The following is a 12811-nucleotide window of genomic DNA, read 5'->3' as shown; positions in this document are numbered from 1 at the left end:
TCAAATTACTTATTGTTTTTATTGAATTGATCCCAGGCTCGATCCAACCCTTTGATGACCTCAGCTTTGGATGCATCACCTGCAAGATAACTCTGGAATAATTTTTGTGACTCGTCTTTCACAGCAGATGGAATGGCAGGATCCTGATAAGCTCTTCCTTTTGAAACATACTCCGATGATTCTTTTAACCATGGAAATGGTGCAAACGTATGAACTTTTGAGATTGGATTAAATCCAAGGCTTTTATAGAAATCACTAGAATCTTTATCATCAAGGATATAATTAATGAGATCTTTTGCCACTGCTTTGTTTTTACTCATTTTGGAAACAGCAAGCGATGTTGATGTACTCAAATTCAATAAAGTTGCTTTTGGATCATCATTAATAGGCAGTGGTGCAACCCCAAATTCAAAGTCTTTATTCGCACTTACGATGGAATCTGCCATCCATGGTCCTTGTACCCACATCGCAGCTTTGCCATTTGCAAAATCAGAAGCACCTTGATCTTGTCCATTTTCAAAGGCACGTGGTGTTCCATTGGAGTTTACTAAATCCATGACATTAAACAAGTCTTTAACATCTTTAAACGAACCTTTGCCTTCATTCATGCTCTTAATAAAGTCTGGAGTCGTTGTACTGACGTCCCCACCTACAGTAAGTGGTAAAAATAATTGCGGGATGTATGCATCTTTATAAGTTAGTAAAAATGGTGTGATCTTATGTTGTTTTAATACTTTAATCGTTTCTTTCATTTCAGACATCGTCTGTGGTAATTTTAATCCTAAGTCACTAAAGATTTTCTTATTGTATAAGTATCCCCATTGAAGAGTCTCTAATGGAACTGCTACGACTTTACCATCGGTTGTGGTGACAGCTGGTTTAACCGTGTCATACAACTTATCAGCAAACGGTTCCTTTGATAAATCTTCTAGATAACCGGCCTTATTAAAAAGAGGGATATCATTTATCGCATGAAGACTGAAAATATCGGGGCTATCACCTGAAGCTAATCTTGTTTTTAATAGCTGGGATGCCTGATTTACATTTGGTAATTCCAATTTGATTTTGACATCAATGTTTTTATCCTGTTTCTCCTTTTTGACAAACTGATCAAAATACGTTTCATATTGTGTCTTAAATCGTGGTTGTCCAATAAAAACTTTAAGTTCAACTTGTTTTGACGCCTTTGTGTCATTTTGGCCTGAAGCAGTATCATTTGAACTACAACCTGCTAACAAACCAATCCCAAGAATCAAGCTAAGTGCTGTTGAAATCGCTTTCTTCATCTTTTGTGGCCCCCTGATAAAGTTTTAACTTACACTCTTATCATAAACATTTCACGCGTATTCGAATATTGAAAATATTAGCGCTTACATTTGGACTTTTTTAACCTTGCCTCATTTCTCCCGGAGAAATTTTAAAGTACTTTTTAAAAACACGATAAAAATACGACAGATCTTCATACCCCGCCATTTGGGCAATGCTTTTAATTTGAAGTTCATTTGCTTCAATTAATTTTTTCGCATATTCCATTCGTCTGCTGACAATATACTCTGTGATATTACATTCGTACATAGCTTTAAATGCTTTGCTTAAGTATTCTTTACTAACGAAAAACTTGTTGGCTAATACATCCAAAGAAAGATGGGATTCTGTAAAATTCCGTTCTATGTATTCTTTTATTTCTTGGAGATCTACTCTGCCCTTTCGTTTCTTAACCTGGAGCATATATTCCACATAACGCTTCCCTAGATCTTGATGTTTCTTCATGATTAACTCAAGGGACAAGCCGCTATCATAGCTTAATTCTTCATTTTTATACACTTCTTGGACATTGCAATCATTTTTAATCATTTGCGCTTCTAAAATCAGAATAAACTCGTGTTCAATTTTAGCTAGAGCATGGTTGTCAATCCCATCGACTTCCTTTAATTCATTAAAAAAACGCTCCATGGCATTTTCAAAGCCCTCTGTATTTAATTCATCCAAAAAAGAGATGATAGGTTTTTTATAATCCATTAGTAACGTAGAGATATCTTTATTTAAAAAAGAAAAAGGCGTTAACTGCTGCCTGGATTGATGGTGAATCTCTTTTACACATTTTTCTAAAGTTAGGTTTAATTCGTTTGCATTGATTGGTTTAAGCAGATACTCATTGGCTTTTGAGCGAATCGCCTGGCGCATATAATGAAAGTCATCATAGCCGCTGGCTACGATCAACTTAATCTGAGGGAAACGTTCAGCTACAATCCGAAGTAATTCCATGCCGTCCACACCAGGCATTTTCATGTCGGTAATCACAATGTCCGGGGACCATTGTTCGATTAATTTTAACCCCTCTTGTCCATCAGCAGCCTCCTCAATGGCTTCAATGCCATATTCCTGCCATTTTCCAAACTGTTTAATCGTCTCTCTTGTCCATTTTTCATCGTCAACAAGTAATGTTTTTATCATGTTATACCTCCAATAGCATCCTTGCAGGGATTGTAATTACAATTTGTGTTCCATGATCCACTCCGCTTGAGATATCAAGACCGTATTCTTTACCAAAGTACAATCCAATTCTAGCGGCGACATTTTTAATTCCAATACTTCCTTTAGTATTCAAGGGCTGCGATATATCGTTAATTTGACTTATGAGTGTTCTCAGTTTCTCCTCAGGTATTCCTACGCCATTGTCTGTAATGGTTATCTCAATATCATCAAAGACTTTCTGCACCTCTACAGTGAGTTTCCATAGACCCACTTTTTGTTCAAACCCATGATTAAATGCATTCTCTACCAAAGGCTGTATCGTTAACATAGGAATTTCGTACCTTTCAGTACCTTCTTCTATATAAATATCCGTTTCTATTTTTCCATCAAAACGTTGATTTTGAATATAGAGGTAATTTTTTATATGTTCGATTTCATCTTCGATCTTAACCATGTCTCCTTGCTTCCCTGTAATATAGCGGAACATATCACTTAGTGCACTTATCACCCTATATATCCGCTCAGCATTATGAGCGACTGCCATTCCCCCAACTAACTGAAGGGTATTGTATAAAAAATGAGGATTGATTTGTGCTTGCAGTGCCTTAAATTGAGCCTCTTTTGTAGCAATTTCACTTTTGTATTCTTTTTCTATCAATTCATTTATTTGATAAACCATAGATGTAAATCTTTTTTCAAGCAGGCCAATCTCATCAGATCGTTCGGTTTCAATTCTTACATCAAAGTTGTTTTCTTCCACTTTTTGCATCGCATCCACTAAATGAATAATGGGTTTTGTCGTTCTTAAAGAAATAATAATAGATAAAAATATGGTTAGAATGATAGAAAAAACACCGATGATAATGGCGTAGATCAATGTCTTCGTTACACCATTCATGATGAGTGTTTTAGGGATAACTTTCACAATGACCACTTTTTGGTTAAATGCCTTTTGAAAGAAAATATATCCACTTTTATCATTAAGATAGTAAACATCCTTCTTACTATTGTTGATTTGCTTTATTATTTTTTGGAAATCAACGGATGGAGTTTTAGTATGGTTTGGATTGTATATGATTTGCCCTCTGTTATTTAGTAGATAAACAGAGCTTTCTTTTTCTGATTCCAGCATCTCAATGACATTGTCGACCACATTCCAATTCACATCAATGGATACCCCGCCCACTATTTTTCGGTCCTCAAACCGAATAATACTTCTTGTTAGTGAAAAACTTTGTTTTGAATTTTTACTATCAAAAATATAATGGGGATTGACACCTAATTTAGCCCAGTTGGTTCCCGAAAGATTGGCTATCTTTGAAACTTTGAAATCTTCTGCTGTCAAAGAATAAACGGTGCCTTTTTCTTTGGAATAGATGGAAAAACGATCAAGGTTTTCATTTCGATAATAAATGGAATATAATTTGTCTTTTATGTAGTTTAGTGTACTAAAATTTAATGGAGTAGTTTCATCACTGGTTTGACTTATACTGGGTATTAATTTTTCGTCAAGTAAACTAGAAAAAAGGATTTTGTCACTTTCTTTTAATTTTTCATCTACATACTTTCCAGCTAAAACGATCCTTGACTCATTTGAACTGATGATTTCTTTTTCATAATTTCGTTGCGATACATTGATTGAAAAAATAATGAGGATCAGTAATGGGACGATCATGACAGATAACAGCAGGAACATTAATTTATAGCGGATATTTCCCGCAAGTTTACGAAGAATTTTTTGCTGGAAATTCCGTATCCTTATAGGGAGCCGTGTAATTTTCAACATAGCGCTCTTTCCTTTTCTAAGAGGATAGTAAGTACAAAATTAATTATATCAAAATTAAAAAGGAGTAAAACTCTTACTCCTTTTCATCGACTTTATATAAAATTTAGTTAGCAGAAAAACTAAAAAGCTTTTCTAAATTGCGAACCACTTCATTATTATCCGCTTCAACCACTTCTAAATACTGTGGTTTATTAAACAATTGATTGATTTCCTCAGGGTATGTCTGCTTAATATCACAAAGCTCAATCGATTCATTAAACTTCGCCGGATGGGCTGTTGCCAGTGTTACACACACCTCATTCGAATGATTACATTTTTCGTAAGCAGCGACACCGCAGGCAGTGTGTGGATCTAATAAATAACTTGTTTCATTATAATATTTACTGATCGTCTGCAAACATTCTTCCCCTTCCACTCCATGTGCTGCAAAATCCTTTTGAACCTGTTGGAGCTGTTCTTCGTTCACAACAATTTTTCCTTCTGCCTTAAATTTGGCCATTAAGTCGGACACTGCTTGTGGATCTTCGCCAAGCAAGTAGTACAGGTACCGCTCAAAATTGCTGGCTACTTGGATATCCATCGAAGGGCTGTAGGTACTTCGGAATTCACCAGGCATGTACACACCATCCTGGATAAAGCTTTCTAATATATTATTCTCATTGGTTGCGACAATCAGTTTACCTACAGGAAGACCCATTTTCTTAGCAAGATAACCAGCAAAGATATCACCAAAGTTTCCTGTCGGTACGCTAAAGTTAACATTCATAAGGTCATTCTCTTTTTTCACTTGGAAATACGCATAAAAATAATAAACGGTTTGCGCCAGGATACGTACAAAGTTAATAGAATTAATCGCGCGAAGATGATACTTGTTTTTAAGGTCTACATCTGCGAACAATTCCTTAATGATTCTCTGACCATCATCAAATGTTCCTTTTATGGCTAAATTCAACACACTTTTATCCGCAACAGTCGTCATCTGCAATTCTTGTACCTTACTTACTTTTCCATGCGGATGCAAGATACAAATGCGAATGCCTTCTTTTCCTCTAACACCTTCAATGGCAGATGCACCCGTATCACCAGAAGTTGCTCCGAGAATATGAATCGTTTCACCTGTTTTCTTTGATACATAGGAATATAAATTCCCTAAAAATTGCAGTGCAATATCTTTAAAAGCAAAGGTTGGACCATGGAACAGTTCCAGCACATACAGATTATCTTTTACTTTTTGTACGGGCGTTACTTCCGGGTGGCGGAAGGTAGCATAGCTTTTCTCGATTAATGCCTTTAGCTCATTGCCTGGAATTTCACCATCCACATAATAGGAAAAAATTTCGTAGGCCAATTCTTGATACGTTAACTTTGACATTGCTTCTAACTTTTCGGCAGGAATATGCGGGATGTTCTCCGGTACTAATAGTCCCCCATCATTTGCCAGTCCCATTAAGACTGTCTCAATAAATCCAATTTTATTTACTTTTCCTCGTGTACTAACAAAGTTCATAGCGCCCTCCAGGTTTATATTAAAGTTGTAAGTCTTGATTATCATACTTGTTCAATTTTTATATCATAAGATTACTATATTCTTTTTTTGAATTAAAATATATAACGTTTATTTTAATACATAATTTAGCGAATAGTCTATAAATTTTGTTTTAGATAGAAAATTTTTTGACGATTTACATTTTTCGATAGTAGATTTCCTCATAATTACTCAACAAATAGGAGGAACCCTCACATTTCATAAGAAAGTGACGATGAAAACTCTTCATACCCATACAGGAAGAAAAGATTTTATATGGAATTATACTTTTACAAGGAAAATAACCTTGAAACAAATCAGAAAGGTTGTGAGTTTATGAGACTTTCAGATGTACTGCCTAAGAAAAACTTTAGCTACATCTTCGTTCAATTTCCAGGAATGAAAATGAATGTCCCCATGCTCTCGAACGGTGAGGGAAAGGCGGTGAAAGAGGATGTTGCTTTATGTGTCCAATTAGACAGTAAAGAAAAGCTGAATCAATTATACTTTGTCCGCACTCAAAGTATAAAACCGTTCGACTTCACAGCTGAAGGAATTGGAGCAAAAGCATCTTACCGAGTCATCAAGCAAAAAGAGAATTCTCAAGACTCACACTTGAAAGAACCTGATGAATTTGTCACGGTTATTACGGATGAAGTAGAAATTGTCCAAAAGAAAACGGACACAGGGTATAACTTCGTCCTAGTATTAAATAATCGTGAAATTGGTTTAGTTGCTTCAGTTGAAGCAGAAGGATTACAGCCAGTGAAAGATTCAATGCATCATAAAGAGAAAGCGGTCGAAACGGTCAACTCTATCATGGAACGTAAAATAATTAAGACTGGCTTAGCTAGGAGAGCCAAACAGATAATGATCTCAGGAGGCCATCTCTTTCAGGATCAACTAGTTAGAGAGCCAATCCGAATTCTATTGGAGGGAGTTAAAAGAAAAGTTGCCGTATTTTCTCCTGCCGCATTAGATTTTATCGGTCCGGGTGATCAGAACCAAACAATCTTAATCAAGAGGGGGTGGTGAATAGGTTTGTCCATGATGGATTCCACAACTTCATATTAGTATCTATCGAAACAAACGGATTAAAAGGATAATCCGTTTCGATGGAAAAAATATTAAGGAAAGGATATATCGCTGACTTTTAATAGAATAACGTTACTATACGCAAAAGACTTAACCACGGGGGTTAAGTCTTTTCACATTTAAGATTATTTTATTCTAATTCCAATAAAAGAAGTTCAGGGTCCTCTAATAATTTTTTTATCTGGTTTAATGCATTTTGGGCGATGACCCCATCAATGACACGATGATCATAGCTGAGGGAAAGAGGGAGTGTCTTTCCAATTGTAATTTCACCATTTCTAACGACCGGTTTTTCGATAATTTCACCAAATCCCAGGATCGAGGTTTCAGGATGGTTTATAATCGGGGTAAACCATTGTCCACCAGCCGAGCCGATGTTTGAAATCGTACAAGTCCCCTCTTTTATTTGCTCCATCGTTAATTTGTTTTCTCTAGCAGTATTTGTCAGTAATTCAATTTCTTTTGCGAGTCCTGAGATATTTTTCTGGTCTGCATTCTTAATAACAGGGACAATTAGACCATTAGTTGTTTGAACAGCGATTCCAATATTATAAAACTTTTTATAATAAATGTTCTCTTCCGCTTCATCTATGAATGCATTTAATTCTTTAAAACCTTTTAAAGCACTTATCAGAGCTTTTATGACATAGGGAAGGAATGTTAGTTTAATTTGCTTTGACTTCGCGATTTCTTTTAACCTGTCTCTATGAAGCACCAACGCTGTAACATCCGCCTCAGCAAAATGGGTGACATGAGGAATCGTTTGTTTTGAATGTGTCATTGCTTTGGCAATTGCTTTACGAATCCCCCCAAGTTTTACTATTTCAACTTCATGAAGGGTCTCAGATGGCATTTTCTCGGCAGGAGCTTTTTCTTCCTTCACCACATTCTTATCCTGTTCCTGTTCTCCGGCAAAACTTAAAACATCTTCACGTTGAATTTTCCGATTTATTTTTTCATGTAATTCTTCAAGATTTATCCCTTTCTCCCTGGCTAGCTTTCTTACAGAAGGGGATGCGATTACCCTGGGTTTCTCACTTAAAGGATTTACATGAGGCCTTTCAATACTAAGTTGTCCGTTTGCAGCTTTTTGTACATCTTCGACCGATATTTCCCCCTTTTTACCTGATCCAGAAACAGCAGCTAAATCAACCCCTAAATCTTTTGCCATTTTACGTACTCTTGGAGATGCCTTAACAAATGATTTATGAGTTTGCTGGTTTTCATTTTTAATTTCTATAGAAGTAGAGCTGGATTGTTTTTTAATAGAATTAGGTATATCTCCATCTTCTTCCGCTATGCTAACAAGGGCATCACCAACTGATATCACTTCCCCTCTTTTTTTGTGGATGGTAACAATGACACCATCCGTATCGGATTCGATTTCCGAAACAGCCTTTTCGGTCTGAACCTCAACCAGAACCTCTCCTTTTTTTACAAAGTCCCCTTCTGATTTATGCCAAAAGGTAATAAGACTTTCTTCATCCGCATCAGACAAACGAGGTAATTTGATCTCACGTAAGGTTTTTGTGTCTTGCATTTCAATCCCTCCTAATAAAATCATAAGAAAGCGGCTATTCTGATCCCGAACAGCCGCCTGCTAAATATCAAACTTCTACTCTTCCATTAATTGCATGACTGCATCGGCAATTTTTTGTGCGTTTGGTATCACATATTTTTCGAGATCACGGCTATATGGGATTGGTACATTGGGAATCGCAAGCCTCTTGATCGGAGCCTCCAATTCATAGAGTGCTTCTTCAGCAACGATTGCAGCAATTTCAGAAGTAAACCCAAACGACAGATAATCTTCGTCCACCACCACTATGCGATGTGTTTTGCGAACAGAATTTAAAATAGTTTCTTTATCAAGCGGGACAAGCGAACGGATATCAATTACCTCCGCGCTGATCCCCTGACTTTCTAGCATTTTCGCAGCGGATACTGCTTGGTGGGTCATCATCTGGATACCTACAATCGTTACATCCGCTCCTTCCCGTACCACTTTAGCTTTTCCAAGCGGAACGGTATAAGACTCCTCCGGTACTTCCCCCACCGACTCATCAATCTGATCCATCCAGCCTAACCCTTGCAATGTTTTATGGAACATAAACACGACTGGGTTATCGTCTCGAATCGCTGACGTCATCATTCCTTTGAGGTCATATGGAGTAGATGGTGCAACTACTTTCATTCCAGGTAAATGGGCAAAGGTTCCGTAAAGAGTTTGTGAATGCTGTGCAGCATCACTGTATCCACCGCCAACGCCCGTCATTAAGACCATTGGCAATTTGACCGATCCGCCTGACATATAGGGGATTTTTGCCATATGGTTATAAATTTGATCCATGCACACACCAAAGAAATCAACAAACATAAGTTCAACAACCGGTCTCATACCCTCTGCCGCAGCGCCAATGGCTGCACCGATGAAGGCAGTTTCGGAAATTGGTGTATCCAGCACTCGTCTATCGCCAAATTTCTCAATCAATCCTTGAGTGGCTCCAAATATGCCGCCATATTTTCCAACATCCTCACCCAGGACAAATACACCTGAATCTCGTTCCATCTCTTGAGCTATCGCTTCTGCTAACGCTTTGTTCCCTGTGAGCATACGTTTAGTTGTTTGCATCTCATTCATCTCCCATCTAGTAAATTAACAAAATAGGTCTTCAAGTGCGGCTTCTGGACGAGGGTATTCGCTTTCCCTGGCAAATTGGAAAGCTGAATCCACCTCACTTTTTGCCTTGTTCTCTAGCAGATTTATATCATTTTCAGAGGCGATTCCTTCAGAAAGGATGTTAATTCTTAATCTATCAATTGGATCTCTTTCACGTAATGATGGAACTTCTTCTTTTTCACGATACAATTCAGGGTCTCCTTGGAAGTGGCCTAAAAACCGATATGTTTCGATTTCAATAATGGAAGGTCCTTCTCCACGCCGTGCTCTTTCCACTGCTTGTTGGGAAACGCGGTACATTTCAAGAGGATCATTATCTTTTACATGGTAACCCATTGTATTGTCGTAACCTGCTGCTCTCTTATCATTCGAAGCAATGGCCGTTGAAGCCGTCTTTGGAACAGAAATACCCCAAGAATTATTTTCTACAACAACTATTAGTGGAAGTTTCCAGAGCGCTGCCATATTAAGTGTTTCATGAAAGGCACCCGCATTCGCTGCTCCTTCACCGATAAAGGCAACAGCTACCCAGTCTTCCCCTTTTTGCTTTGCCGCAAGTGCTGCTCCTGCCGCTTGGGGTATTCCGGCAGCAACTATACCGCCACATGAAAATTTCACTTCTGGGTCGAATAAATGCATATGACCGCCTTTCCCTTTTCCAAGACCTGTCTCTTTCCCAAAGATTTCAGCAGTCATACGGTTTAAATTCACACCTTTAGCAATTGCATGATGGTGAGGACGGTGCGGTGATGCAACTGTATCATCTTTTGTCAAATGGGCACAGATTCCAACAGCTGCTGGTTCCTGACCATTAGAAAGGTGCATTTCTCCAGGAACAGGGCCCGCCCCAATATTAAAAACCGGTTTTTTCCCTTCAGCATAAGCCTCGACAAGCATCTCCTCGTAATAGCGGCTTTTCACCATTGTTTCATACATCCAAAGCAACTTTTCCTTAGGGATTGACATGATAGATCCTCCTTTTGCTAAATAAATGCTCACTTTCCTTTAGTTGCAAGAACCATGCCAATTTTGGCAGCGTTTTCATTAGTAGGTAAAAAAATAATAGGAAAAGCCTTAAGCACTTGTAATATATAGTAAAAACTACTTTTTTTTAACGCCCCTAACCGTAAAATAAACTTTTGAATGGTAATGATCAAATAAAAGTGTCCCATTTTGTATCAAAGTGTATCATTTAATTTGATACACTGACACAAAACGAGACACTTCTATCTCAGGTTGAAACGTTCCAGCCTTCTGTATAAGGTGCTTCTTGAAATGTTTAATTTCTTCGCAGCTTTACTATAGTTATAGTCACAATTCATTATCACTTCAAGTAAAGCCTGTTTTTGCAGAACGTCTTTTCTACTCACAAGATTTTGGTCAGATGGTGTGTCAATATTAACGGTCTGGATTTCATCAGGCAGACACTCTATAGAGAGAACCTCTGTAGTACACCGATTCAGTGATCTTTCAATTACATTTTGTAGTTCGCGGACATTTCCAGGCCAGTTATATTTTTCAATTGCCTTCATGTAGGACGGTGAAATGGTTTCGATCTGTTTAGGAATTTTTTGGTTATAATGTTTGACAAAATGAGAGGCTAGTAGAGAGATATCCTCTTCCCGATAACGTAAACCTGGGATATGAATGGGGAGGACATTAAGGCGAAAATAAAGATCTTCTCGAAAATTCCCTTTCCGAACCTCGTCTTTCAAATTTTTATTAGTAGCAGCAATAATTCTTACATCTACAGGAATTACCTTATGGTCCCCAATTCTATTAATTTCCCGGTTTTGAAGAACTCTTAAAAGCAAGACTTGCATATCTAAAGACATTTCTCCGATTTCATCAAGAAAAATGGTTCCACCATCGGCCAGCTCAAACTTTCCTGAACTACCACCTTTTCTTGCACCAGTAAAGGCCCCATCTACGTAACCGAATAATTCGCTTCCTAGTAAATCCCTGGGAATAGCTCCACAATTTATGGCAATGAAAGGCATTTTACGACGATCACTTTCATTGTGGATTGCCTGCGCAAACAAGTCTTTCCCCGTCCCGCTTTCACCTAAAAGCAAAACATTTGATGGTGAATTAGAAGCGGACTTGGCTTCTCTTAGACTAGTTAAAAACAACTCATTTTCACCAATTATTTCCTTAAAAGTAATATTGGCTCGGTTTCCAGTAAAACGGTTAACCATTTGCCGAACTTTTTGAATTTCCTGTAAAGTCAGCAGAGATCCAATCTGTTTCTCTCCTTGATAGACAGATTGACTATTTAACACCACATGCTTTGAATTACCTCTTTTTAATTTTAAGTGGATATCTTTATCTTTTATTTTTATCGCATAGTTACCATCCTGGAAAATTTGGTTCGCAAACAGCTCATAAATTTTTTTGTCGATTATATCCTCTTCTAGCTGAAGCATATCGAGCAAGGTTTTATTAGCCTGTATGATTTCTCCCTGATGGTTTACGAGGATAATGCCTGAGGTAAGTGTATTCATGGTTGCTTCTAGGTAACTCTTCATTAATTCATTTCTATTAATCTTATCTTGCAATTTCATCAGATTTTCTACGGCCCTTGCAGTGGAAACCACCATTCCCAGCGTGTGTTGATGTACTTTCTCATACGGACCTGAAACGTTTAAGACACCTAATAATTTTCCATCATTTCCAAAAATCGGTGAGGCTGAACAAGTCCATTCCTGGCAAATTTTCATGTAATGCTCATCATGAAATACTTGAAGTGGGATTTGTTCTTTAATACATGTACCGATTGCATTAGTGCCAACGGTTTCTTCACTCCAATCGGCACCTTCAATAAAAGAGATTTCCCGAGCCTTTTGCAGGGTGTCTTCATCCCCAATTGTTTTCAGTAATAATCCATTTTTATCACAAATCACCACCATGAACCCTGTACCTGCAACTAATTGGAATATATCCTTCATTAATGGCAGTGTGGTATGAAATAACTCCTCATTATGTAGAATACTTCTTTGCCACAGTTCTTTATTAACCTTACCTTTTTTCCTATTGGGATCGATTTTGTTTTCTCTTGATCGCATTAATGATTGGTGAATAATGTTTGAAAAAGTGGAATCTGACCTTTGTGCGTTAAGAATGAAGGCATTTGATAGTAATAACTCATTAATGTTCGTCATAATGACCACCCCTTATACTTTTTTGTTTATAAGGAACAAAAAGATTTAAATCAATAAATTAAATTCACCAAAAGATAAACCCGTATAGA

9 protein-coding genes are annotated in these 12811 nt (G+C 37.5%); 1 reads left to right on the top strand and 8 read right to left on the bottom strand.

Annotated elements, in window-relative coordinates; all coding sequences use genetic code 11:
* Nucleotides 1–5: 5 nt before the first annotated feature.
* The 4 genes from L1999_RS10560 to thrC all read right to left on the bottom strand — a co-directional run bounded on the left by L1999_RS10560 (nt 6) and on the right by thrC (nt 5768).
* Nucleotides 6–1286, bottom strand: coding sequence for an ABC transporter substrate-binding protein (locus tag L1999_RS10560; RefSeq protein WP_235743503.1), 1281 nt, complete (start codon nt 1284–1286; stop codon nt 6–8).
* A 100-nt stretch (nt 1287–1386) separates the two neighbouring features.
* Nucleotides 1387–2454 (bottom strand): response regulator, encoded by a 1068-nt coding sequence (locus L1999_RS10555; RefSeq protein WP_235743502.1) that lies wholly within the window; start codon nt 2452–2454, stop codon nt 1387–1389.
* Between the two features lies 1 nt (nt 2455).
* Nucleotides 2456–4261, bottom strand: a complete 1806-nt coding sequence (locus L1999_RS10550) for a cache domain-containing sensor histidine kinase (RefSeq protein WP_235743501.1) — start codon at nt 4259–4261, stop codon at nt 2456–2458.
* 103 nt (nt 4262–4364) lie between these two features.
* Nucleotides 4365–5768 (bottom strand): threonine synthase, encoded by a 1404-nt coding sequence (gene thrC / locus L1999_RS10545; protein WP_235743500.1) that lies wholly within the window; start codon nt 5766–5768, stop codon nt 4365–4367.
* 354 nt (nt 5769–6122) lie between these two features.
* On the opposite strand from thrC, the gene L1999_RS10540 reads away from it, so the two are divergent.
* Nucleotides 6123–6821 (top strand): hypothetical protein, encoded by a 699-nt coding sequence (locus L1999_RS10540; protein ID WP_235743499.1) that lies wholly within the window; start codon nt 6123–6125, stop codon nt 6819–6821.
* A 190-nt stretch (nt 6822–7011) separates the two neighbouring features.
* Here L1999_RS10540 and L1999_RS10535 read toward each other — a convergent pair whose 3' ends face one another.
* The 4 genes from L1999_RS10535 to L1999_RS10520 form a co-directional block, all read right to left on the bottom strand.
* Entirely contained in the window at nt 7012–8421 is a 1410-nt protein-coding gene (locus L1999_RS10535; protein WP_235743498.1) for a 2-oxo acid dehydrogenase subunit E2, read from the bottom strand.
* A gap of 75 nt (nt 8422–8496) precedes the next feature.
* Nucleotides 8497–9513 carry an alpha-ketoacid dehydrogenase subunit beta gene (locus L1999_RS10530; RefSeq protein ID WP_235743497.1) on the bottom strand — a complete coding sequence of 339 codons (1017 nt, stop codon included), beginning with the start codon at nt 9511–9513 and terminating at the stop codon, nt 8497–8499.
* A gap of 24 nt (nt 9514–9537) precedes the next feature.
* On the bottom strand, nt 9538–10527 hold the full coding sequence (locus L1999_RS10525; protein WP_235743496.1) for a thiamine pyrophosphate-dependent dehydrogenase E1 component subunit alpha: 990 nt from the start codon (nt 10525–10527) through the stop codon (nt 9538–9540).
* 260 nt (nt 10528–10787) lie between these two features.
* The gene (locus L1999_RS10520) at nt 10788–12722 is read right to left on the bottom strand and encodes a sigma-54-dependent Fis family transcriptional regulator (RefSeq protein ID WP_235743495.1); all 1935 of its coding nucleotides are present in this window, start codon (nt 12720–12722) and stop codon (nt 10788–10790) included.
* Between the last annotated feature and the right edge of the window lie 89 nt (nt 12723–12811).

The organism is Neobacillus drentensis, assembly GCF_021560175.1.
Lineage (GTDB): Bacteria > Bacillota > Bacilli > Bacillales > Cytobacillaceae > Neobacillus > Neobacillus drentensis_A.
Note: the sequence above shows the minus strand (reverse complement) of the source record. Positions and strands in the feature narration are given on the sequence as shown.

Excerpts from the sequence above, each read along its gene's own strand:
- L1999_RS10560 (WP_235743503.1), bottom strand. The coding sequence starts at position 1,286 with ATGAAGAAAGCGATTTCAACAGCACTTAGCTTGATTCTTGGGATTGGT.
- L1999_RS10555 (WP_235743502.1), bottom strand. The coding sequence starts at position 2,454 with ATGATAAAAACATTACTTGTTGACGATGAAAAATGGACAAGAGAGACG.
- L1999_RS10550 (WP_235743501.1), bottom strand. The coding sequence starts at position 4,261 with ATGTTGAAAATTACACGGCTCCCTATAAGGATACGGAATTTCCAGCAA.
- thrC (WP_235743500.1), bottom strand. The coding sequence starts at position 5,768 with ATGAACTTTGTTAGTACACGAGGAAAAGTAAATAAAATTGGATTTATT.
- L1999_RS10540 (WP_235743499.1), top strand. The coding sequence starts at position 6,123 with ATGAGACTTTCAGATGTACTGCCTAAGAAAAACTTTAGCTACATCTTC.
- L1999_RS10535 (WP_235743498.1), bottom strand. The coding sequence starts at position 8,421 with ATGCAAGACACAAAAACCTTACGTGAGATCAAATTACCTCGTTTGTCT.
- L1999_RS10530 (WP_235743497.1), bottom strand. The coding sequence starts at position 9,513 with ATGCAAACAACTAAACGTATGCTCACAGGGAACAAAGCGTTAGCAGAA.
- L1999_RS10525 (WP_235743496.1), bottom strand. The coding sequence starts at position 10,527 with ATGTCAATCCCTAAGGAAAAGTTGCTTTGGATGTATGAAACAATGGTG.
- L1999_RS10520 (WP_235743495.1), bottom strand. The coding sequence starts at position 12,722 with ATGACGAACATTAATGAGTTATTACTATCAAATGCCTTCATTCTTAAC.